Annotated in this window: 25 protein-coding genes; 11 read left to right on the top strand and 14 right to left on the bottom strand. The window is 71.9% G+C overall.

Annotated features, from left to right (window positions below; genetic code table 11):
• Nucleotides 1–37: 37 nt before the first annotated feature.
• The 3 genes from ABH931_RS32185 to ABH931_RS32175 all read right to left on the bottom strand — a co-directional run bounded on the left by ABH931_RS32185 (nt 38) and on the right by ABH931_RS32175 (nt 3106).
• Entirely contained in the window at nt 38–610 is a 573-nt protein-coding gene (locus ABH931_RS32185; RefSeq protein WP_370121227.1) for a thioredoxin family protein, read from the bottom strand.
• 68 nt (nt 611–678) lie between these two features.
• A complete protein-coding gene (locus ABH931_RS32180) occupies nt 679–1599 on the bottom strand; it encodes an undecaprenyl-diphosphate phosphatase (protein ID WP_370121224.1) in 921 nt (306 codons plus the stop codon).
• Between the two features lie 202 nt (nt 1600–1801).
• Nucleotides 1802–3106 carry an MFS transporter gene (locus ABH931_RS32175; protein WP_370121221.1) on the bottom strand — a complete coding sequence of 435 codons (1305 nt, stop codon included), beginning with the start codon at nt 3104–3106 and terminating at the stop codon, nt 1802–1804.
• A gap of 117 nt (nt 3107–3223) precedes the next feature.
• Here ABH931_RS32175 and ABH931_RS32170 point away from each other — a divergent pair, with 117 nt between their 5' ends.
• Entirely contained in the window at nt 3224–3790 is a 567-nt protein-coding gene (locus tag ABH931_RS32170; protein ID WP_370121218.1) for a MarR family winged helix-turn-helix transcriptional regulator, read from the top strand.
• A 90-nt stretch (nt 3791–3880) separates the two neighbouring features.
• On the opposite strand, the gene ABH931_RS32165 is transcribed toward ABH931_RS32170, so the two are convergent.
• Nucleotides 3881–4843, bottom strand: a complete 963-nt coding sequence (locus ABH931_RS32165) for an ABC transporter substrate-binding protein (RefSeq protein WP_370121215.1) — start codon at nt 4841–4843, stop codon at nt 3881–3883.
• Between the two features lie 320 nt (nt 4844–5163).
• On the opposite strand from ABH931_RS32165, the gene ABH931_RS32160 reads away from it, so the two are divergent.
• The 4 genes from ABH931_RS32160 to ABH931_RS32145 are packed head-to-tail and all read left to right on the top strand — an operon-like array spanning nt 5164 to nt 9326.
• Complete coding sequence (locus ABH931_RS32160; protein WP_370121212.1) at nt 5164–7815, top strand: ATP-binding protein; 2652 nt, start codon at nt 5164–5166, stop codon at nt 7813–7815.
• Entirely contained in the window at nt 7812–8252 is a 441-nt protein-coding gene (locus tag ABH931_RS32155) for a roadblock/LC7 domain-containing protein (protein ID WP_042453731.1), read from the top strand. The genes ABH931_RS32160 and ABH931_RS32155 overlap by 4 nt, the downstream gene beginning before the upstream one ends.
• Before the next feature lie 41 nt (nt 8253–8293).
• Nucleotides 8294–8755: a DUF742 domain-containing protein gene (locus ABH931_RS32150; protein WP_370121271.1), complete on the top strand. Its 462-nt coding sequence runs from the start codon at nt 8294–8296 to the stop codon at nt 8753–8755.
• Nucleotides 8694–9326, top strand: a complete 633-nt coding sequence (locus ABH931_RS32145) for an ATP/GTP-binding protein (protein WP_370121209.1) — start codon at nt 8694–8696, stop codon at nt 9324–9326. The genes ABH931_RS32150 and ABH931_RS32145 overlap by 62 nt, the downstream gene beginning before the upstream one ends.
• 153 nt (nt 9327–9479) lie before the next feature.
• On the opposite strand, the gene ABH931_RS32140 is transcribed toward ABH931_RS32145, so the two are convergent.
• From ABH931_RS32140 to ABH931_RS32130, 3 genes are read right to left on the bottom strand one after another with little or no spacing between them, the layout of a single operon-like run.
• Nucleotides 9480–10148 (bottom strand): ABC transporter permease, encoded by a 669-nt coding sequence (locus ABH931_RS32140; RefSeq protein WP_370121207.1) that lies wholly within the window; start codon nt 10146–10148, stop codon nt 9480–9482.
• Nucleotides 10145–10804 (bottom strand): ABC transporter permease, encoded by a 660-nt coding sequence (locus ABH931_RS32135; RefSeq protein ID WP_370121204.1) that lies wholly within the window; start codon nt 10802–10804, stop codon nt 10145–10147. Before ABH931_RS32135 ends, ABH931_RS32140 begins: the two co-directional genes overlap by 4 nt.
• A complete protein-coding gene (locus tag ABH931_RS32130) occupies nt 10801–11934 on the bottom strand; it encodes an ABC transporter ATP-binding protein (RefSeq protein ID WP_370121201.1) in 1134 nt (377 codons plus the stop codon). Before ABH931_RS32130 ends, ABH931_RS32135 begins: the two co-directional genes overlap by 4 nt.
• A gap of 254 nt (nt 11935–12188) precedes the next feature.
• On the opposite strand from ABH931_RS32130, the gene ABH931_RS32125 reads away from it, so the two are divergent.
• From ABH931_RS32125 to crcB, 4 genes are read left to right on the top strand one after another with little or no spacing between them, the layout of a single operon-like run.
• Complete coding sequence (locus ABH931_RS32125) at nt 12189–13835, top strand: LCP family protein (protein WP_370121198.1); 1647 nt, start codon at nt 12189–12191, stop codon at nt 13833–13835.
• A gap of 9 nt (nt 13836–13844) precedes the next feature.
• Complete coding sequence (locus ABH931_RS32120) at nt 13845–14309, top strand: CrcB family protein (RefSeq protein WP_370121195.1); 465 nt, start codon at nt 13845–13847, stop codon at nt 14307–14309.
• Nucleotides 14306–14638, top strand: coding sequence for a DUF190 domain-containing protein (locus ABH931_RS32115; protein ID WP_370121193.1), 333 nt, complete (start codon nt 14306–14308; stop codon nt 14636–14638). The genes ABH931_RS32120 and ABH931_RS32115 overlap by 4 nt, the downstream gene beginning before the upstream one ends.
• A complete protein-coding gene (crcB, locus tag ABH931_RS32110; protein WP_370121190.1) occupies nt 14638–15006 on the top strand; it encodes a fluoride efflux transporter CrcB in 369 nt (122 codons plus the stop codon). The genes ABH931_RS32115 and crcB overlap by 1 nt, the downstream gene beginning before the upstream one ends.
• A gap of 17 nt (nt 15007–15023) precedes the next feature.
• Here crcB and ABH931_RS32105 read toward each other — a convergent pair whose 3' ends face one another.
• Nucleotides 15024–15623, bottom strand: a complete 600-nt coding sequence (locus ABH931_RS32105) for a DedA family protein (protein WP_370121269.1) — start codon at nt 15621–15623, stop codon at nt 15024–15026.
• Between the two features lie 171 nt (nt 15624–15794).
• Between ABH931_RS32105 and ABH931_RS32100 the strand changes: the two genes are divergently transcribed.
• On the top strand, nt 15795–16022 hold the full coding sequence (locus ABH931_RS32100; protein ID WP_370121187.1) for a hypothetical protein: 228 nt from the start codon (nt 15795–15797) through the stop codon (nt 16020–16022).
• A 210-nt stretch (nt 16023–16232) separates the two neighbouring features.
• On the opposite strand, the gene argS is transcribed toward ABH931_RS32100, so the two are convergent.
• The gene (gene argS, locus ABH931_RS32095) at nt 16233–17963 is read right to left on the bottom strand and encodes an arginine--tRNA ligase (protein WP_370121185.1); all 1731 of its coding nucleotides are present in this window, start codon (nt 17961–17963) and stop codon (nt 16233–16235) included.
• Between the two features lie 210 nt (nt 17964–18173).
• Between argS and ABH931_RS32090 the strand changes: the two genes are divergently transcribed.
• Nucleotides 18174–18497, top strand: coding sequence for a cupin (locus ABH931_RS32090; protein WP_370121183.1), 324 nt, complete (start codon nt 18174–18176; stop codon nt 18495–18497).
• Here ABH931_RS32090 and ABH931_RS32085 read toward each other — a convergent pair.
• The 5 genes from ABH931_RS32085 to ABH931_RS32065 form a co-directional block, all read right to left on the bottom strand.
• Nucleotides 18494–19132, bottom strand: a complete 639-nt coding sequence (locus tag ABH931_RS32085) for an alpha/beta hydrolase family protein (protein WP_370121180.1) — start codon at nt 19130–19132, stop codon at nt 18494–18496. The genes ABH931_RS32090 and ABH931_RS32085 overlap by 4 nt on opposite strands.
• Before the next feature lie 98 nt (nt 19133–19230).
• Nucleotides 19231–19404, bottom strand: coding sequence for a hypothetical protein (locus ABH931_RS32080; RefSeq protein ID WP_370121177.1), 174 nt, complete (start codon nt 19402–19404; stop codon nt 19231–19233).
• A gap of 74 nt (nt 19405–19478) precedes the next feature.
• Entirely contained in the window at nt 19479–19706 is a 228-nt protein-coding gene (locus ABH931_RS32075) for a hypothetical protein (RefSeq protein WP_370121174.1), read from the bottom strand.
• Nucleotides 19703–20140 carry a hypothetical protein gene (locus ABH931_RS32070; RefSeq protein WP_370121171.1) on the bottom strand — a complete coding sequence of 146 codons (438 nt, stop codon included), beginning with the start codon at nt 20138–20140 and terminating at the stop codon, nt 19703–19705. The genes ABH931_RS32075 and ABH931_RS32070 overlap by 4 nt, the downstream gene beginning before the upstream one ends.
• Before the next feature lie 112 nt (nt 20141–20252).
• The gene (locus tag ABH931_RS32065) at nt 20253–20756 is read right to left on the bottom strand and encodes a pyridoxamine 5'-phosphate oxidase family protein (RefSeq protein WP_370121169.1); all 504 of its coding nucleotides are present in this window, start codon (nt 20754–20756) and stop codon (nt 20253–20255) included.
• Nucleotides 20757–20794 lie beyond the last annotated feature (38 nt).

The following is a 20794-nucleotide window of genomic DNA, read 5'->3' as shown; positions in this document are numbered from 1 at the left end:
CGGACCTGCGACGATTCATGACTTCGAGCGAATCTCGTCATGATCGGGAAGAGGGGTGCACAGGGTAGAGCCAGGCCACGAGCTGTCCGGCGATCGCGTCGGAGGAGAGCGTGCGGGCGCCCGCGAAGCTGCCGTCCTGGGTGGTGGCCCGGACGCTGCCGTCCGGGTTGAGCACCACCAGCGCCGGGATGCCACTGCGCTTGAGGTCGATCCAGCGGGCCGCCAGGGCGGTGTTGCGGTCGAAGTGCCCGACGTCGACGGTGACCAGCCGGTAGTCGCGCTGGAGCAACAGCCTCACGGCCGGCTCGGTCGTCCGCTGGGCCAGGGCCTGGCAGTCCACGCACCAGGAGGCGCCGAACTCCACCAGGACCGGCCGCCCGTCCCGGCGCGACCGCGCGAGCGCCGCGGCGACCGCACCGGCCGCGTCGGCCTTGGCGTCGTACCCGGTCGGCACCGGCGCGGGCGCGACCGGCGCGACGCTGACGAAGGGCTGCGCGTAGTGCGGTGCGAGGGCGGCCCCGCGCCCGTCCACCTCCACGCAGCCGGCCAGCGTGAGCAGCGGGGCGGTCAGTGTGAGGAGGCACAGGGCCCGCAGTGGTCGTCGTCGCACATCGTCCAGTGCAACACCCGCGCGGCACCGGAAAGTGTTCGACGCGCCGTCACCGCCCGGCCACGGGACTACTGCAAGGACAGGTAGGCGAGGCTGCCGGCACCGGCGACGAAGCAGTAGATCGCGAACGGGGTCAGCGTCTTGGTCTCGAAGTACTTGTCCAGGAACCGCACCGCGACGTAACCCGCGACGAAGGCGGCGACGCTGCCGGCCAGCAGCTGGCCGTGGATGCCCGCGCCCTCGGAGCCGAGCAGGCCGGGCATCTTCAGCAGGGCCGCACCACCGATCGCCGGGGTGGCCAGCAGGAAGGCGAAGCGGGCGGAGTCCTCGTGGCGCAGGCCCTTGAAGATGCCGGCGCTCATGGTCACGCCGGAGCGGCTGATGCCCGGCAGCAGCGCGGCGATCTGCGCGGCGCCGACCCAGAGCGCGTTGACCCAGCCGAGCTTGACGATCCGCCGGTCCGAGAGGACGTCGGGGTCCACGTTCTCGTCGCCCGGCAGGGCCGCGTCCCCGGCCCGGCGGCGGCCGGTGCCGCCGCGCTTGAGCCGCTCGGCGGTGAAGAGCACGAAGCCGTTGAGCATCAGGAAGAACGCGGCGACCTCCGGCTTGCCCAGGTGCTCGCGGAAGAACTTGTCCAGCGCGATCCCGGCGACGCCGACGGGGATGGTGGCCACGATCAGCAGCCAGGCCAGCCGCTGGTTCACCGTCTCGACGCGCCGGTCCCGGATCGAGCTGTACAGCCCCTGGATGATCCGCGCCCAGTCCTTGCGGAAGTAGACGACCAGCGCGAGGGCGGTCGCCAGGTGCAGGCCGATCAGGACGCTCAGGTAGGGCGACTTGTCGCCCGCCACGTTGAGGTCGTCCGAGAACGGCTTCCCGAGCAGCGCCGGGATCAGGAAGCTGTGGCCGAGGCTGGAGACCGGGAACAGCTCGGTGACGCCCTGGAGCAGGCCGACGCCGATCGCTTCGGGATAGGTGATCACGGACATCGGTATGGCGACCTTGGGCTGCTGGAGGGACGTGGACGTCGATCAGCCCGAAATTACTACAAGCGTGTAGACGCAAGGAGCCGAGATGACGGGTGTTCATTCATCCGTCGAGTGATGTTCACCGGGGCGAGCCGGAGCGGCAGTCGATGCGGTCGGTCCCCCTCGCCTCGGGGCGCGGGGAACCCCCGCGCCCCTGAGGTGGCTATGCCGCCGTGGCCAGTTCCGCCGGCTGGAGGTGGGAGCCGGCGACCACCGTCGAGCGGGCCGGGACCGCGTTGTCCGCGGCCGCAGGCAGGACGCGGCGCAGGCGCCAGGCCGCGACCGTGATGGCGACGCAGAACAGGGAGAGCACGGCCAGGTAGAGCGTGGACAGGCCGGCGCCCACCAGGAGCACGCCCAGCGCCGGGCCGAGCGCGATCGCGACCTGCTTGACCAGCGCGAACGCCGCGTTGTACGTGCCGAGCAGGCGCGCCGGGGCGAGGTCCGCGACGATCGGGCCGAGCGTCGGCGCGAGCAGCGCCTCGCCGACGCCGAAGAGGGCGTAGGTCGTCATCATCGAGCCGATCGCGGCGAACGAGCCGCCGTGGAAGAGGCCCGCGACCGCCGCGAAGATCCAGGCGGCCAGCCACACCACACCGGTCGCCGCGATGGCGGTCGTGCGGCGACGGCGGGAGGTGATCCGCACGACGACCATCTGCAGCAGCACGATCGCGAAGGTGTTGACGCCGAGGCCGAGGCCGAGCGCGGACGGGGAGATCCCGACCGTGCTGGTCGCGTACGCGGCGACGCCGCTCTCGAACTGGCCGTAGCAGGCGAAGAAGATCAGCCCGGCCAGGATCGACAGCTTGACCATCGCGCGGTCGCCCAGCAGGGTGCGGAAGTCCGAGCGGCCCCGCTCCGCCGCGGTGGCCTCGGTGACGGACGGCGCCGCCGGGAGCCTGACGGTACCGGTGACGGCGGCCAGCACCAGGAACATCAGCGCCTCGATCGAGAAGAGCAGCGTCAGGCTGCCCGGCCGGGAGACGTCGACGATCTGGCCGCCGAGCATCGCGCCGATGCCCATGCCCAGGTTGACCAGGGTGAACTGCAGCGCGAAGGCGTGCGCCCTGGTCGCGCGGGTGGAGCAGCGGACCACCATCGTGGCCAGCGCGGGCTGGCAGGTGGTGACGCCGGCGCCGAACAGGAAGGCCGCCGCCAGGATGGTCCAGTGCGTGGTGGCCAGCCCGAAGGAGGCCGCGCCGAGGGCGGTCAGCACCGCGCCGGCGACGAGCACCGGGCGCGGGCCGAAGCGGTCGATGCCGCGTCCGCCGAGCGGCAGCACCACCAGGGCGGCAGCCGCGAACAGCGTGAAGACCAGCCACGCGGTCAGCGATCCCAGACCGCGCACCTGCTCCACGTACACGAACATGTACGGCAGGGTGAACCCGCTGCCGAAGGCACTCAGGGCGTTCCCCACCTGGACGCGGCGAAGCGCCCCCTGCGTCGCGTTCTCCCTCGTGATCACCATGTCCCACACCGCCCTTCCCACTGACTCCGTCTTCGTATCGAACGAAAGAATACACTACTAAAGTCTTCAGAGCGCAAGTTTTAATCCCGTAAGGCTTGAGCATGAGACACTGGGCGCATGACAGAGTCGTCCCCGGAGCCGCACGAACTCGCGATCAGCGAGCAGGTCGCGGTGTACCAGCGCGAGTTCCCCAATGTGGATCCGCAGGTCGAGACGATCGTCTCGACGCTCAGCCGGCTGAGCCGCCGGATGACCGTGTCCTACGGGCGGCACCTCAACGACCTCGGCATCTCCTCCGCCGACTGGGAGGTGCTCAAGGCGCTGATCGTGGCCGGGGCCCCCTACCGGCTCGGGCCGGGCGAGCTCGCCAAGCGGATCGGACTGACGCCCGCGGCGATGACGCACCGGGTGGACCGGATGGCGACCGCCGGACTGGTCACCCGCTCCCGGGACGAGAGCAACCGGGTCCGCGTCAACATCGAGCTGACCGAGCTCGGGCGCGAGAAGTGGCTGGAGTCGATGCGGATGGCGGCCGTCTTCGAGGAGAGCCTGCTCCAGGACGCCTCCCCGGAGGAGCGCGCGGAGCTGTCCGGCGCGCTGGAGCGGATGCTGCGCCGCGTCGAGGACTCCCAGCCCGACGCGCACGGACGCACCGCGGACCTGGTCGCGGACGAGCAGGCGTGACGCACACGCCGTGAACGCCCGAGGGGCCCGGAACCGTAGGACGGTTCCGGGCCCCTCGGGCGTGAGCCCCTCGTGGGGGCCGCACGGCAATCAGGACAGGCCGTTGGCCTTCAGCCAGGTGTCCGCGACCGCCGCCGGGTCGGCGCCCTGGGCGGCGACCTGGGCGTTCAGCTGGATCAGAGCGGCGGTGGTGAGCTTGGCCGAGACGTCGTTCAGCACCGAGGCCGCGCCGGCCGGGAGCGACTTGTTGGCCAGCGGCACGACGTTCTGGAAGCCGAACAGGCCCTTGTCGTCGACCAGGGTCACCCAGCCGTTCTTCTGGATCGAGCTGTCCGTGGTGAAGATGTCGCCGACCTGGATGTCGTTGTTGTTCAGCGCCGTCTCGGTCAGCGTGCCACCGGCGTCCAGCGCCTTGAAGCCCTTGAAGGTCAGCCCGTACTTGTCCTTCAGGCCGACCAGGCCCTGCTCGCGGGTCTGGAACTCGGGCGCCGCGCCCAGCGTGAGCGTGCCGGCGACCTTCTCGGTGAGCGAGCTGATCGTCGAGGTCGAGGTCAGCTTGAGGTTCTTGGCGGTCGCCGCGTTGACCGTCAGCGAGTCCTTGTCCTCGGCCGCCGACGGGTTGAGCAGCTGCAGGATCGGGGCCAGCTTGGCGGAGGCCTTGGCGTCGGTGTCCGCAGTGCTGGTCGGGACCGCCGTCGGGTCCAGGTAGGACAGGAGCGCGCCGTTGTACTCCGGCATCAGGGTGACCAGGCCGTTCTTCATCAGGCCGTAGGAGATCTCCCGGCTGCCGATGTTGGCGTGGTACTTGACCTGGAAGCCCTTCGCCGCGAGGGCGTGCCCGTAGATGTCGGCCAGGATCGTGCTCTCGGGGAAGTTGTTGCTGCCCACGGTGATGGCGCCGCCGCCCGCCGCGGTGGTGGGGGCGAGCGGGTTGCCCGAGGTGGCGGTGGAGCTGGAAGAGCCACAGGCGGAGAGCGCGACGGCGGCTGCGGAGGCCACCAGGGCAGCGGCCGCGCGGGTACGGGTGGAGCGGGAGACGAGGAAGGGGGTCACGGTTCCAATCCGGCTTCTGCTGTTGTCGCTTGTTGTCGCTTGCTCAGTCACGTTTGATCAAATCCATTGCCAGAGACACGAGTCAACGCCGGTCTGGTCACGATCCGCCCTCTGGACCGACCGATAGTGGACCGTCTCTGGCCGAAACCGGAAGACCAATGGGGGCTTTGTAGCGCAATGTTCACAGCCGACTCTGACAAACAGTCGGCTCAACCGGTAGTCTCGCCCGCGGTCACGGGTTCGGGGGGCGGGCTCAGGTTCGACCCGACGCCGGAAACATCGTCAATTAGCACGATTCGCAGGGACAGTAGGAGTTCCCGTTGTCCTCCCTGGACACCTTGGCCGACCGACTCGGACGCCGTCTTGCCCGACTGCCGTTCCGGCGCAAGCTCAACGCGCTGATCGCGGTCCCGCTCGTGATGGTCTCGACGCTCTTCGCCGTCTACGTGAACGGCCAGGTCAATCAGGCCGAATCCGCGGCGAACGAAGCCGATCTGCTCAGCCGCAGCGCCTCCGTGGCCCAACTCGCCGACGACGTCCAGCGCGAAGAGGCGCAGGCGATCCTCTACTACGAGAGCTACTGGGAGTCGCCCACCAACCGGGCCAAGAGCCTCCCGGACCGCGACTCCTACCTGGCCGCGCAGGCCGCCACCGACGCGCAGGTGGTCAAGGTCCAGCGGACCTTCGGCGACGCGATGCCGGCGGACCTGGCCTACGCGATCCAGGGACTCCAGGCGGGCCTGCAGACCCCGCGGCAGACCATCACCTCCGGCCAGCTGCCGACCGACAACATCGACTCCGCCTACGGCAACATCGCCGAGAGCCTGATCGACGGCCTCGGGCTGAGCTCGCCGCAGAGCAACCAGACCACCGCGCGGCTCGCCGACCAGCTCGACGCCCTGCTGCGGGCCGACGCATCCCACGCGGAGTTCGAGACGGCCGTCGTCTCGGCGCTGACCATGGACTCCGACGCCACCACCCAGTTCGGCATCGCCGAGGGCAGCTTCCAGCTCTTCGACGCCCAGGTGGCACGCTTCACCACGATCGCGCCGACCGACCGCTCCAACACCCTGGGGACGATCCAGTACGGCCCGGACGAGCTGCAGTTGGAGACCACGCTCAAGAAGCTCTCGCTGAAGATCTCCAGCCTGAGCGACGGAAGCCCCGCCGAGCTCAAGCAGGCCCGGCTCGCCGCCCTCGCCCTGCAGCCGTCCGCGGTCCGGGAGTCCGCCAAGCGCGCCGCCGTCGTCGGCGAGCTGATCCCGCAGATCGCGGGCGAGGCCCAACTGGCCTCCACCCGCGCCTGGTGGCGGGCCTCGATCCTGCTCGGCCTGGCCGTCGTCGTGTTCTTCGGCTGGGTCCTGATGCTGGCGCTGATCCGCCGCTCGATCCTCGGCCCGCTCCAGCAGGTGACCGAGGCGGCCCGCCGGGTCTCCGAGCTCTCCGCCCAGGAGCTGGCGCGCGTCGCCGACGAGGACGCGGTCGACAACGGCGAGGGTCCGCCGCAACTGGAGGACCTGCCGATCCCCGCCGAGGACGAGATCGGCGAGCTGGCCAAGGCGTTCAACCAGGTGCAGTCGACCGCCGGGGCGCTGCTGGAGCGGCAGGTCCAGAGCCGCCGGAACATCGCCGAGATGTTCGGCAACATCGGCCGCCGGGTCGCCAACCTGACCGGCCGCCAGCTCAGCCTGATCGACTCCGTCGAGCGCGGCGAGACCGATCCCGAGCTGCTGGACCAGCTCTACCGGATCGACCACATCGCGGTGCGCCTCCAGCGCAACGCCGACTCGCTGATGCTGCTGGCCGGTATCCGTGAGACCGAACTCGACGGCCGTCCGGCTGAGTTGAGCCATGTCGTACGCGCCGCGCTGGGCCAGATCGAGGGCTTCGAGCGGGTCCGCCTCGCCGCCCGGGTCGACGCCACGGTGGCGCCGGACGTCGTCGGCGACCTGGTGCTGATGCTGGCCGAGCTGCTGGAGAACGCCGTCTCCTTCTCCCCCGCGCACAGCGAGGTCGCCGTGCTGCTCCGCGAGGAGCACGGGCAGGCCGTGCTGGAGATCGTCGACCACGGTCTGGGCATGAGCTCGGAGCGGCTGACGGAGGAGAACGCCCGGCTGGTCCGCCGCGAGCGTCTGGACCTGGCCCCCACCCGGGTGCTCGGCCTGTTCGTGGTCGGCGTACTGGCCCGGCGCTGGAACATCCAGGTCACCCTCAGCCGCACCCCCGGCGGCGGCGTCACCTGCCGCGTCGTGGTGCCCAGCGAGCTGGTCACCCCGAGCGCGCCGCGGGCCGGACTGACCTGGTCCCCGGCCGGAGCGTCGTCCGCGACCGGCCGGGCCGCGATCGAGGCTCCGGCCGCCGCCACGGCGACGATGCTGCCCCCGGCCGCGCGCCGCCACCAGCCGGCCGCGCCGGTGCCTGTGGCGGTGCCGGTGCCTGTGGCGGTCGAGGTCGAGCCCGAGGTGGACCTGTTCGCGCCCCGGCGCGAGCCGGACTCCACCCACGCCCGCCCCGAGGACCCGGTCCCGGCCCTCCCCCGCACCCGCGCGACGGACCGGCCGACGGCCGCGACGGCGGGCCCGGCGGTGGGCACCACGGACGCGGGCCTGCCGGTGCGCAAGGCGCCCCCGGCGGCGCCGAGCCCGGCCACGGCGGACGAACCCCCGCGCGCCGAGCGCGCCCAGCGCCCGGATCGCCCGGAGGGTACGGAGCGCTCGGAGCGCTCGGGAGGTGGCGGCGGGCTGCGGCGGCGGGTGCGCGGCGCGACGCTGCGCGAGGGCCTCAGCGGCGCGGACCGCCTGGCCGCCCGCCCGGCCGATCCGGACGAAGTCCGCTCCTCCCTGGAGGAGTTCGAGGCCGCCGTCAGCCGCGCCGAGCGCGACAGCGACGTGAGCAGCACGAGCACGACACGCACCACGAGCACCACCGGTGCGACAAGCAATCCCGAGCGAACGGAAGGAGTGGGACAGTGACCACCGAGCCCACCGTGCAGGACCTGCAGAGCGCCGCGGCGGACTTCACCTGGCTGCTGGGCCGCTTCGCCACCGACACCGCAGGCGTCGTCGACGCGATCGCGGTCTCCTCGGACGGCCTGCTCATCGCCGTCTCCCGGCTGCGCGACCACGCCGACTCGGAGCGGTTGGCCGCGATCGTCTCCGGCATCACCAGTCTGGCGGCCGGCGCCTCGGGCAACTACGGCCTGGGCGGCCTGAACAAGGTCATCATCGACCTGGAGGGCGGGCACCTGCTGGTCAGCTCGATCGGCAACGGCTGCGTGCTCGGTGTGGTCGCCTCCAAGGAGGCCAAGCTGGGCAACATCGCCTACGAGATGACCCTCTTCGCCAACCGCGCCGGCGCCGCGCTCAGCCCGCAGCTGATCATGGAGTTGAAGAACGGCGTCGGGGCGTGAGTCCGTCGGACGCCGGACGCGAGGAGGCGGTGGTGCGGCCCCTGCGGCCCTACGTCGCCCTCCCCGAGGACGAACCCGCGTCGCCCCACGGAGCCGGGGCAGCCGGCTCCGCGGGCGAGCCGGTGCGTCGCAGCCTCGCCGTCCGACCCTTCCTGGTCACCGCAGGGCGCGTGACCGACGAGCAGCGGCTGCCGCTGGAGACGCAGGTCGTCGCCACGGCGGAGGGCCTCTCGGCCCTGCCGACGCTCACCTTCGAAGAGCACGACATCGTCGCGACCTGCGGCGAACCGCTGTCGCTCGCGGAGATCGCGGCCCGGCTGCACCTGCACCTCAACGTGGTGCGGGTGCTGGCCGGTGACCTGCGTGCCGCGCGCCGGCTGACCGTCCACGCACCCCAGGTCGGCACCGCCCACGATCTCTCCGTCCTGCGCCGGGTGATCGATGGTCTGCGTGCCGTCCCCGACTCACGAGGCCTCACGCGTGACAACGACCGCCCTGCCTAACTCCTCCGTCACCGGCGCGGGCCGCCCGCCGCTGCCGGTCAAGATGGTCATCGCGGGCGGCTTCGGCGTGGGCAAGACCACGACCGTCGCCTCCATCTCCGAGATCGAACCGCTGACCACGGAGGCCTCCATCACGGAGGTCGCCGCGGGCGTCGACGACCTCACCCACACCCCCCACAAGACCACCACCACGGTGGCCATGGACTTCGGCTGCATCACGCTCGACCCGACGCTGAAGCTGTACCTGTTCGGCACGCCCGGCCAGGACCGCTTCGGCTTCATGTGGGACGACCTGGTCGCGGGTGCGCTCGGGGGCCTGGTCATCGTGGACACCCGGCGCCTGGACGACTGCTTCGCGGCGGTGGACTACTTCGAGAACAAGGGTCTGCCGTTCGCGGTGGGCATCAACGTCTTCGACGGCAACCTCGACCACGACCTGGACGAGGTCCGCTGGGCGCTGGACATCCCCGACACGGTCCCCCTCGTCCTCTTCGACGCCCGCGAACGCGGCAGCGTCCGCGACGCGCTGCTCGTCGTTCTGGAGCTCGCGTTGGAGCGCGCCGAGATGTAGTTGCACTCAGCCCAGGGGCGCGAGGAACTGCGCGAGAAACCACCCTGTGCGGATGGCCCTGCACGTCGAGGACCATCCGCACGCCGGAGGGGGCACCTCCCGGCCGAAGGCTGGGGGATTGTCGCGCAGTTCCTCGCGCCCCTGAAGGTGCAACTACCTGCCTCGTCGCACACCTGGCGACACCAGCACCCGGCCGAGCAACCAGAACACCCCCAGCGTGGCCAGTGCCAGCGCTGCGACCAGGACCGCGCCGCCGACGACCTTGGCGTAGTCGACCTGGCTGAGGCCGTCGACGATGTAGCGGCCGAGGCCGCCGAAGGAGACGTAGGCGGCGATCGTCGCCGTGGCGACGATCTGGATCGCGCCCGAGCGGATGCCGCTCAGGATCAGCGGGAGCGCCACCGGGAGCTCCACCTGGCACAGCACGCGCCAGCGCGGCAGGCCCATGCCCTGCGCCGCGTCCACCAGGGAGGGGTCGACGCTGCGCATCGCCTCGTACGTGGTGACCAGGATCGGCGGGACCGCCAGCGCGACCAGCGGGACCATCACCGGGGTCATGCCGAGACCCATCAGCAGCGTCAGCAGCACCAGCAGGCCGAAGGACGGCAGCGCCCGGGCGGCCGTCGCCAGGACGGCGAGCACGTTGCCGCCGCGGCCGGTGTGGCCGGTGATCAGGCCCACCGGGAGCGCGATGAGCATCGCGATCAGCAGGGCCAGCGCGCTGTACTGGGTGTGCTCCAGCAGCCGGTTGGGGATGCCGTCCGCGCCGGACCAGCGGCCGGGGGCGTCGAAGAACTGCTGGGCGTAACCGAAGAGGTTCACTTCGCGGTCGCCTTCCTCGCCCACGGCGTCAGCAGGGTGCGGGCCAGCACGAGCAGGACGTCCAGCAGCACGCCGATGACGGCGATGGAGAGCACCGCGTCCCAGGCGAGCAGCGGCCGGTGGTAGTTGAGCGCGTCCGAGAGCAGGTTTCCGAGCGCGCCCTCGTTGCCGATGAGCATGCCGACGCTGACCAGGCTCACCCCGGAGACCGTGGCCACGCGCAGGCCGGCAATCAGCGCCGGGACCGCGATCGGGAGCTCCACCTGGAAGTAGCGCCGGAGCGTACCGAAGCCCATGGCCGTGGCCGCCGCCCGGACGTCCTCGGAGACCGACCGCATGCCGTCGACGATCGCGGGGACCAGGACCACCAGCGAGTAGACGGTCAACGGGATCTCGACGGTGATGTCGCTCTCGCCGTAGACGTCGATGAGGAAGACGAAGAAGGCCAGCGAGGGGATCGCGTAGAAGACGGTGGCGACGCCGAGCACCGGCGGGTAGATCCAGCCGAAGCGGCGGCACAGCAGGGCGATCGGCAGCGCGATCAGCGTGCCGCACAGCACCGGCAGCAGGGTCAGCTGCAACTGCCAGCCGACCAGGCCCCACCACGTGTTCTGCAGGTCGCTGGGGACCTGGAAGAACTGGTCGAAGAAGCTCACGCGAGCACGCCCCGCGGGGTGTCGCGCGGCCCGGCCGCGGCGTGGGCGCCGCGGATCGCGGCGGCGATGGTCTCCTGGGCGGCGACGCCGATCGCGCGGCCCTCGGTGTCGACCGCGACGGCCCAGCCGGTGGGCGACAGGACGGCGGAGTCGAGCGCGGCGCGCAGCGAGTCCTTGCCGAAGACGAAGGCGTGGCCGAAGGGCAGCAGTTCGGTGGGCAGGCCGGCCGCGCGGTCGGCGGCGTGGGTCCAGCCGCGCGGGCGGCCCTCGGTGTCGGTGACCAGCACGTAGGGGGTCTGCGCGATGGTGTGGGCGCGGACCTGCTCGGTGGTGGCGTCCTCGGCGACGATCGGCTCGGCGGTCAGCTCCAGGCCGTCGGTGCCGAAGAAGGAGAGGTGCCGGATGCCGCGGTCGGCGCCGAGGAAGTCCTCGACGAACGCGTCGGCGGGCGCGGAGAGCAGCTCGGCGGGCGGGGCGTACTGGGCGACGCGGCCGCCCTCGCGCAGCACCGCGACCATGTCGCCGAGCTTGATGGCCTCGTCGATGTCGTGGGTGACGAAGACGACGGTCTTGCCGAGGTCCGCCTGGATCCGCAGCAGTTCGTCCTGGAGTCCCTTGCGGACGATCGGGTCGACGGCGGAGAAGGGCTCGTCCATGAGCAGCACCGGCGGGTCGGCGGCGAGCGCGCGGGCGACGCCGACGCGCTGCTGCTGGCCGCCGGAGAGCTGGTAGGGGTACCGCTTGGCCAGCGCCGTGTCGAGGCCGACGCGCTCCATCAGCTCCAGCGCGCGGCCGCGGGATCTGGACCGCTCCCAGCCGAGCAGGCGCGGGACGGTGGCGATGTTCTCGATCACGGTCCGGTGCGGGAAGAGCCCGGCGTGCTGGATGACGTAGCCCATCGAGCGGCGCAGCGCGTTGACGGGGCGCTCGCGGACGTCCTGCCCGTCCAGCAGGATGCGGCCCTCGCTGGGCTCGACCATGCGGTTGATCATGCGCATCGTGGTCGTCTTGCCGCAGCCCGAGGGGCCGACCAGCACCGTGATCGAGCGGTCGGGTATCTCCAGCGTGAGCCGGTCGACCGCGGTGGTTCCGTCCGGATACCGCTTGGTCACGGCGTCGATCACTATCACGGGTGCGCAGCGCCCTTCGGGCCTTGGGCCGGTCCGATGACCGGATGGGATGACCGGGTTGCGTAACGGTCCCTCATCTTCCTGTGGTGGCACGGGGAGCGTCAATCCGCGTAGGTGACAGCGCGATGACGTCTGCTGTCGGTCCGCCAGGGTTCCCGTTCCAAGAAGTGATTTGCGACATTCCGTTTCGGTGCGAACCTATGGCAGAGTCGGCCGCTCATGCCCACCCCAGCGGGACCGCAGAGGATGTGACCGTGTCCGAGAACCACGCCGAAGAGCCGAGCTCCGGGCCGGGTGCCTCTGCTGGTTCCTCCGCCGTCGGCGGACGCGCGGCCGCACGGCGCGGGCGGAAGCGGGCCAAGGCCCGCCGGCGCAAGGGGCTCAAGATCGCGCTCGCCTCGGCCGGCGCGCTCACGGTGATCGCGGCGGCCGGCGGCTGCTACCTGGTGAACCAGCTCAACGGCAACATCAGCTCGTCCAGCCTCTGCTCGGGCGGCAGCTGCGGCAAGACCAAGGAGAAGGTCGACGCCTTCGGGCGCAGCCCCATCAACATCCTGCTGATCGGCTCGGACGAGCGCTCCAGCGCCGCCGACTGCAGCCTGGGCGGCGACTGCGGCAGCCCCGGTGCCCGCGCGGACGTCGAGATGGTGCTGCACGTCTCCGCCGACCGCTCCAACGCGACGGTGATGAGCATCCCGCGGGACCTGGAGACCACCATCCCGCGGTGCGACGCCACCAAGGACGCGGCGAGCCAGCCCGCCCACACCGACATGATCAACAGCGCGCTCAACTGGGGCCCCGGCTGTAGCGTCGCGGCCGTGCAGCAGCTGACCGGCATACCCATCGACCACTTCATGAAGGTCGACTTCGGCGGCGTCGTGGCCATGTCCGACGCGGTGGGCGGCGTGAACGTCTGCGTCGACAAGAACGTCTACGACCCCTATTCGCACCTGAAGCTGGCCGCCGGCACACACACCCTCAAGGGCGTCTCCGCGCTGAAGTTCGTCCGCACCCGGCACGGCTTCGGCGACGGCGGCGACCTCGGCCGCACCTACGCGCAGCACCTGTTCATGTCGCAGATGGTCAAGAAGATGAAGAGCGCCGGGACGCTCACCGACGTGCCCGCCATGTACGACCTGGCCCAGGCCGCGACCAAAGCGCTGACCGTCGACACCGGCCTCAACAGCGTCTTCAAGCTGGCCGGCCTCGGCCAGGAGCTGAGCGGCATCTCGATGGACAACATCACCTTCGCCACCATGCAGACCGCTCCGGACCCGGCGAACAACGCCCGCCTGGTCGTCGGCACCGGTGCGCAGCAGCTCTTCGACGCGATAGCGGGCGACCAGTCGCTGACCCAGATCAAGAAGGAAAGCCAGAGCAAGGGCGGTGCGCAGGCCGCTCCGTCCGCGAGCGCGCCCTCGGTGAACCGGGCGAACGTCGCGGTCAAGGTCGAGAACGGCACGGGCGTGTCCGGCCGCGCGAGCACCGTCAGCCAGAAGCTGGTCAGCGACGGCTACAGCCAGAACACCACCGCCCTCGGCGGCCCCTCCGCCACCACCACGACGCTCAGCTACCCGGCCGGGCAGGCCGCCGCGGCGCAGGCCGTCGCGAAGTCGCTGGGCCTGAAGGCCTCCGCGCTCAGGCAGTCGGGCGCGAGCGGCTCGATCGTCCTGCTCATCGGCTCCGACTGGACCTCCGGTGCCACCTTCCCCGGCGGCACCGCGGCGCCCGCCCCGGCCGACACCAAGCAGGCGCTGGCCGACTCGCACGCGCAGACCGCCGGCGAGTCCGGATGCGCCCAGGTCAGCACCTTCGACACGGTCTCCCTCCCCGGCTACGGCGGAATGACCCCCACCCGCGCGTACGACCTCAGCCCGAAGGTCCCGAACTCCGCGCCCTAAGCTGGTCCCATGGCAGAGCGATCACCGGCGAAGCGGCGGGATCTCGACGTCCTCGCGGTGATCGCGATCGGCGGCGGGCTGGGCAGCATCGCCCGCTACGGGCTGGCCCGGGCCATCCCGACGCCTGCCGGGGACTTCCCGTGGGCGACCCTCGTCACGAACGTCGCCGGCTGCGCCGTGCTGGGCGGGCTGATGTACCTCGTCCTGGAGGTCTGGCCGCCCTCGCGCTACCGCCGCCCCTTCCTCGGCGTCGGCATCTGCGGCGGGTTCACGACCTTCTCGACCGCGATGGTGGAGACGCGCGGTCTGCTCAGCGACGGTCTCCTGGGCTCCGCCGGGCTCTATCTGCTGGCGAGTGTCGTCCTCGGCATCCTCGCGGTCTTCGGCGGCGCCGCCCTGACCCGCGCGACCACCGGCGGCGGCCGGGTCCGCCGCGAGGAGCGGGCGGCGGAGCGGGAAGGACAGCTGCGATGACCCCTCCGACGGCGGAAACCGGACTGCGGCTGACCGTCTACGTGCGCGAGAGCGCGCGCTGGCACCATCGGCCCGCCTACGCCGAGATCGTGCACCGCGCGCACGCCGCCGGCCTCGCCGGCGCGGGCGTCTTCCGCGGCATCGAGGGCTACGGCCGCGGCGGGCGCGTCCACACGACGCGGCTGCTGGACCTGGCGGAGGACCTGCCGGTGGCCGTCGTGGTGGTCGACGAGGAGGCCCTGGTGCGCGCGTTCGTGCCGTCGGTGCGCGAGGTTCTCGGTGAGGACAACGGCCTGATCACTCTGGAACCCGTGGAGATCGTCCCCTGATGGCCGTGCTTCTCGTCTTCCTCGGCGGCATGCTGGGTGCCCCTCTGCGCTACCTCACCGACCGCGCCGTGCAGAAGCGCCACGACAGCGTGTTCCCCTGGGGGACCTTCACGGTCAACGTGGTGGGCTCGTCCGTCCTCGGCATGATCGCCTGCGGCGTGGCCCGGCACGGGTGGCCGAACAACGCCGGGCTGTTCGTCGGGACGGGGATCTGCGGCGGGCTGACGACGTTCTCGACCTTCGGGTACGAGACGGTCCGGCTGATGAGCGGCGGAGCGCTGCGGATGGCCGCCCTCAACGTCGCGGGCTCGCTGGCCGCGGGCCTCGCCGCCGCGAGCGCGGGCTGGGCCCTGGTCTCGGTGCTGTAGCCGCCCGCGCGGGTGGATCAGTGGGGCCTCTTCCACCGCTGCAGCAGCACCGGGAGGAAGCTCACCACGACCACCAGGGCGACCAGCGGCAGCAGGTAGTTGTCCACGCCCGGAATCGTCGCGCCGAGCCAGTAGCCCAGCAGGACCAGCGACTGGGACCACAGGATGCCGCCCACCATCTGCCACAGGGTGAACGTCCGGGTCGGGACCTGGAGGACGCCCGCGACGGGGCCGAGAACCGTGCGGACCATGGGGATGAAACGTCCGATGACGATCGCCTTGCGCTGCCCGTAGCGCTCCAGCAGGTCCTCGCCGCGGGCGACGACCACCTTGAGCCGCGCGCTGCGCGACCGCGCGAGCATCGCGACGCCGCCGCGGCGGCCGACGTAGTAGCTGAACTGCGCGCCGAGGCAGCAGCCCACCGCCGCGCAGACGAGCACCTGCCACAGCGAGAGCGCCGTGCCGCCCGCCGCCGGCGCCGCGCACAGCACACCGGCAGGGAACAGCAGGGTGTCGCCGGGCAGGAAGAAGCCCACGATGAACAGCCCGGACTCGGCGAAGGTCACGACCAGCACGGCGAGCGCACCGAACGCGGACAGCAGCGAGGAGCCGTTCATCAGGTTCACCGCTGCGAACAGGTGGGTCAGCACGACTGAACGTTAGCCCGGACAGGTATGAGGTTCATCAGCCCCTGGTCCCGTGCGATCTCATCCTCACGTACCAGAGGCCCGCCGGACGGGTCCGGATGCGGGAGTGCTGGGCCGTTCGGGTTATCCACAGATCCGGGCGTGGGGCTCGCACTGCTGTGGATAACTCCGCCGTCGGACGAGCCGGACACCGGGACGTGGGTCACCGCCCGGACGGTCGCGACGCCACTCGCCGGCACCGCGACCGGGCCCGCGGGCAGGGCGGTGCGGTCCGCGCCGCCGCCGGCCGTCCGCCGCACCGAGCGGCTCGCCCCGGCCGGCACCCCGGCCATGCTCAAACTCAACTTCGTTGTGAACAAAGCGATCTGACGCTTCACCATATCGCCCTTTCCGTCGCGGGAGCAGGAGGCGAAAGACCCGAACGGGCCGGTGGCACGGCTCGCGCCGGGGCCGGACAGGGACTGCTGAACGACGAGTGAGCCGGCCGGAAGGTCGTTGCCGACGACGAGCGTCGCGATTTCCCCAGGGACGCAGTCCACGACCGCGGCCTGTGGATCACTGGAGTGCTCAGTCGTGATCTCACAGCTCGGCTGGTGCCTCGATCCCCAGCAGACTCATGCCCAGCTCCAGCGTCCGCGCGCTCAGCGCGCAGAGCAGCAGCCGGTTCCGCCGCACCCGCTCGTCCTCCGCCTTCAGCACCGGGCAGTGCTCCCAGAAGGCCGAGAACGCGGTGGCCAGCGCGTGCAGGTAGGCGCAGAGCCGGTGCGGCTCGCAGGTCTCCGCCACCGCCGCGACCGCCGCGCCGAACTCGTCCAGCAGCAGCCCGAGCGCCCGCTCGGCCGGCTCCAGCAGCGCGCCCTCGAAGACGGCACCCGCCTCCCCGGCCTTCCGCAGCACCGAGCGCATCCGGGCGTGGGCGTACTGGAGGTAGGTGGCGGTGTCCCCGGTCAGCGAGAGCATCCGGTCCGGGTCGAAGACGTAGTCCTTGATCCGGTTGTTGGACAGGTCCGCGTACTTGAGCGCCCCGATCCCCACCTGCCGGGCCCGGGTCCGCAGCGCCTCGCCGGTCAGCCCCGGGTTCTTCGCCGCAACGATCTCCGTCGCCTTCCCCGTCGCCTGGTCCAGCAGCTCCTGGAGCCGGACCGTCTCCCCGGACCGGGTCCTGAACGGCCGGCCGTCCGCCCCCAGCACCATGCCGAACGGCAGATGACGCGCGGTCACCTCCTGCGGCAGCCACCCCGCCCGCCGGGCGGCGTCGAAGACCTGCGCGAAGTGCCGGGCCTGCCGCGCGTCCACCAGGTACAGCAACCGCCGCGCCCCCAGCGTGCCGACCCGCTGCCGGACGGCCGCCAGATCCGTGACCGCGTAGCCGTAGCCGCCGTCACCCTTCCGCACGATCAGCGGCGCGCCCGCGTCGTCGTCCCGGAAGACGCACAGGGCCCCCTGGGACTCGGTCGCGACCCCCGCCGCCTCCAGCTCAGCGCAGACCTGCGGCAGCATCGGGTTGTAGTGGCTCTCGCCCACCGCGTCGGCGTCCACCAGCAGCACGCCCAGCTGGGCGTAGACCTCCCGGAAGTGCTCCTGCGACACCTCCACCAGCCGCCGCCAGACGGCCAGCGTCGGCTCGTCCCCCGCCTGAAGCGCGACGACCCGCAACCGCGCCCGCTCCGCGAAGTCCGCGTCCGCGTCGAACCGCACCCGCGCCCGCTGGTACGCCGCGCTCAGTGCGGCCACGTCGTCGGGGACCTCCGCGTCCTCGCAGAGGAGCTCGATGAGCATGCCGAAGCCGGTCCCCCAGTCACCCAGGTGGTTCCGCCGGACGACACTCTCACCGGTGAAGTCGAGGACCCGGGCCAGCGCGTCACCGATCACGCTCGACCGCAGGTGGCCGACGTGCATCTCCTTGGCGATGTTGGGCGAGCTGTAGTCGACGACGGTCACGCCGGGGTCCGCGGTGTACGGCACCCCGAGCCGGGAGTCGACGGCCCGGGCGGCGAGGTTCCGCAGCAGCGCGGCGTCACCGACGCCGATGTTCAGGAAGCCGGGGCCGGACGGCACGCAGTGCACGATGGGCCCGGCGTCGACGAGCCGCGCCGCGACCTCCGCCGCGAGCGCGGCGGGGTTCGTCCCCCGCGCCTTGGCCAGCGGGAGCACGCCGTTGGCCTGGAAGTCGGCCCGGTCACTCCGCCGCAGCAGGGGCTCCGCCCCACCCAACGCGTCCGCGACGCGTCGCTCGACCACGACCGCGAGCGACTCGACGGGCGTGTGAACGGCGTGCGCGCTCTCGGGCGCGTCTGCGAAGAGGACCATGCGGCATGGTCGCAGCCCGGCGAGCCTTCCGGCACACGGTTTTTTCCTCAGGGGCGCGGGGAACTGCGCGAGAAACCCAACCGAGGCGGATGTTCCTGTCCGCATCGGGACCGTCCGCACGCCGGTGGCTTGCCGCGCAGTTCCCCGCGCCCCTGGGGGGTGCACCTACCTGGGAGTGCACATGTCGCGGCCCGACCTCACACTGATCCCATGGACGAACTCACCCTCGTCGCCCGAGGACAGCTCGAACAGGCGCGGCAGTCCCCCCACGGCCGGGCCGCACGACTCCTGCTGCATCTGAACATGCTGCGCCAGACCCTGATCGCCCTCACCCAGGGCTCCGTGCTGGGTGAGCACGACGCCCCGCACGCCGCCAGCGTGCTCGTGCTGAGCGGGAGCGTGCAGATCAGTACCGAGTCCGGCGGGATGGTCTCGCTGGCCGCGGGCGAGCTCGCCGAGGTGCCGCAGGAGCGGCACGACCTGATGGCGCTGGCCGACTCGGTCGTGCTGCTCACCACCGTCACCGGGGTCTAACGGTCCGTCCGGAGGCGGTCCGTCCGGAGGCGGTCCGTCCGGAGGCGGTCCGTCCGGAGGCGGTCCGTCCGGAGGCGGTCCGTCCGGAGGCGGTCCGTCCGGAGGCCCAGCGAGCGCCGCAGGAAGTCCAGCTGGTGCAGGATCAGGTTCTCCGCCACCGCCTCCTGCGTCACCCGGTGGCCCGCACCGCTCAGCGGCAGGACCTCGTGCGGCCGGCCGGCCGCCAGCAGCGCCGCGGAGAGGCGCAGGGTGCTCACCGGGAAGACGTTGTCGTCGCCGAGGCCGTGCATCAGCAGCAGCAGGCGGGTGGGGTTCGGTGCCTCCGCGACGATGTCGCACGCGGCGTAGGTCTCCGGCGAGGTGACCGGGTGGCCGAGGAAGCGCTCGCGCCAGTGGGTGTCGTAGAAGGTCTGGTCGGTCACCCCCGCGCCCGCGACCGCCGCGTGGAAGACGTCCGGACGGCGCAGCACCGCGAGCTCGGCGAACCACTGCGACAGGTGGGCGGTCCAGCCGGCGCCCGCCGTGACCCGCTGCATCGCCGGACCGGCGTAGGGGTCGAGCAGGACCGGCAGCCGGGTTCCCGGGGTGTGCCAGGACGGCAGGTGCACGGCCGTGCAGAGCCGTCGCCCGGCCACCCGGTGCGGCGTCCGGCGCAGGGCGACGACGGGCTTGCGTCGGTCTCGTACTCGCCGACGGCACCCTCGGTGCCGTCCACCACCACCCTCTCCTCGCCTCAGGCGAGGTCCCGCGCCCACAGGCAGGCCTGCGGGTCCGTGCCGTCGCGTCCCCGCAGGAACAGGACGGTCGAACCGTCGGCGGTGAGGGACAGCCGCGTGGGCGTCCCGAGGGAGAAACGGCGGGTCCGCGCGAGCTGGCGCGGCAACGGCGGCACTGAGGGAGGGGTCATGCGGCGGAGCGTGACACACGCTCAGTCATTGCACTAACTCTTTACGCGCTTCACGGGCGCGGGGCGCCCCTGGGTCAGTTCGGGTCCGACGCCGCGTCGGAGTCCGCCGCGTCCGCCGCGGACTGGGCCGCGTTGACCTTGGCCTGCTGCTGCTGGAGCGTGCCGCCGGCGGGGTTCGCCGTCGAGGTGACCGACGAACCCGCCGGGGCGGCGGGCGCGGCGCTGCCGCCACCGTTGCCGCCGCAGGCGGTCACCCCGAGCAGGGCGGCCACCACGAGCGCGCCTGCCGCGAGGAGCTTCACGACGCGCCCTTGCCGTTGTCGTTCGCGCCGCACCAGGCCTGGACGCTCTTGAGGTCGGTCTCACGCTGCTGCAACGTGGGGACCAGCGCCTTGCGGGTGTTCAGACGGTCCTGCAGGTAGGTGGCGATCGCGGTGTGGTTCGCCTTCTTCGCGTTGTCGACGCGCGCCTCCAGGTGCGCGATCGAACCGCGCACGGTGACGCCGCCGTTGATGCGGTCGAGCGCGCGCTCGATGCGGCGCTCCAGCTTGGGCACGCGCAGGCACAGCGCGTGCGCGCCGTCGCCCTTCGGCGCGTGCGCGGCCGTGCTCGCGGCACCGCCGGACGCGCCGGGCGTGGCGGACGCGGCGAACGCGGGGCCGCCGGCGAGCAGCGTGCCGGCGAGGGCGAGTCCGGCCGCCGCGAGGCGGGCGCGCTTGGACATGACGAGAGGCATGGACGTCTCCTTACAGACTCCGGAGCGGGCGAACGCGGTGGTGCGTCCACCCGCTGGCACACGGAGAGTAGGAAGCCTCTTTGTGGTTTCTCTGTGGTGGACGCCGCGGCGGCTAGGCGGGATCCGCCGGGTAGCCGATCGGCTCTGCCACGGGCTCACCCTCTCCCCCGGCCGGGAACCGCCAGCGCGTCATCGACTCCTCGAAGGCGCCCTCGTACCAGCCGAGCGCCCGGGTCGGCCGGACCGCGAAGACCGGCGAGGCGCCGACGACGATCGTCGCGGGCTCGCCGGTGCGCGGCAGCACGTACTTGGCCGTGTACGCCGCGTCCACCTCCGGCGGACGGGCCTGTGCGGGCACCTGCTCGGCGACGCCGCTGACGGAGACCAGCTCCGTCCCGCTCTCCAGGTGGACGCTGACCCGCGGGTTCACCGCGAGGTTGCGTGCCTTCGCCGTCCCGGCGCCGGTGGAGAACCAGAACCGCCCCCCGACCCAGACGCCCCAGACCGGCATGGCGTGCGGCACCCCGGCCGCCGACGCGGTGCAGACCCAGTAGCTGCGCGCCCCGGCCAGCCGCGCCCGCAGCTCCGCCCACGTGATGGTGATTCGCTCGCTCATCCGCCCAGTGTCGCCACCGGGCGCCGCGAAGCCGGGCC

This window comes from Streptacidiphilus sp. MAP12-33 (assembly GCF_041261265.1).
Lineage (GTDB): Bacteria > Actinomycetota > Actinomycetes > Streptomycetales > Streptomycetaceae > Streptacidiphilus.
This window is presented reverse-complemented; position numbering and strand designations above follow the sequence as displayed.

Coding starts and splice junctions, on each gene's coding strand:
- ABH931_RS32090 (WP_370121183.1), top strand. CDS start 18,174: ATGGACGAACTCACCCTCGTCGCCCGAGGACAGCTCGAACAGGCGCGG.
- ABH931_RS32170 (WP_370121218.1), top strand. CDS start 3,224: ATGACAGAGTCGTCCCCGGAGCCGCACGAACTCGCGATCAGCGAGCAG.
- crcB (WP_370121190.1), top strand. CDS start 14,638: ATGGCCGTGCTTCTCGTCTTCCTCGGCGGCATGCTGGGTGCCCCTCTG.
- ABH931_RS32115 (WP_370121193.1), top strand. CDS start 14,306: ATGACCCCTCCGACGGCGGAAACCGGACTGCGGCTGACCGTCTACGTG.
- ABH931_RS32145 (WP_370121209.1), top strand. CDS start 8,694: ATGGTCTGCGTGCCGTCCCCGACTCACGAGGCCTCACGCGTGACAACG.
- ABH931_RS32180 (WP_370121224.1), bottom strand. CDS start 1,599: ATGTCCGTGATCACCTATCCCGAAGCGATCGGCGTCGGCCTGCTCCAG.
- ABH931_RS32070 (WP_370121171.1), bottom strand. CDS start 20,140: ATGCCTCTCGTCATGTCCAAGCGCGCCCGCCTCGCGGCGGCCGGACTC.
- ABH931_RS32120 (WP_370121195.1), top strand. CDS start 13,845: ATGGCAGAGCGATCACCGGCGAAGCGGCGGGATCTCGACGTCCTCGCG.
- ABH931_RS32105 (WP_370121269.1), bottom strand. CDS start 15,623: ATGAACGGCTCCTCGCTGCTGTCCGCGTTCGGTGCGCTCGCCGTGCTG.
- ABH931_RS32080 (WP_370121177.1), bottom strand. CDS start 19,404: ATGACCCCTCCCTCAGTGCCGCCGTTGCCGCGCCAGCTCGCGCGGACC.
- ABH931_RS32065 (WP_370121169.1), bottom strand. CDS start 20,756: ATGAGCGAGCGAATCACCATCACGTGGGCGGAGCTGCGGGCGCGGCTG.
- argS (WP_370121185.1), bottom strand. CDS start 17,963: ATGGTCCTCTTCGCAGACGCGCCCGAGAGCGCGCACGCCGTTCACACG.
- ABH931_RS32175 (WP_370121221.1), bottom strand. CDS start 3,106: ATGGTGATCACGAGGGAGAACGCGACGCAGGGGGCGCTTCGCCGCGTC.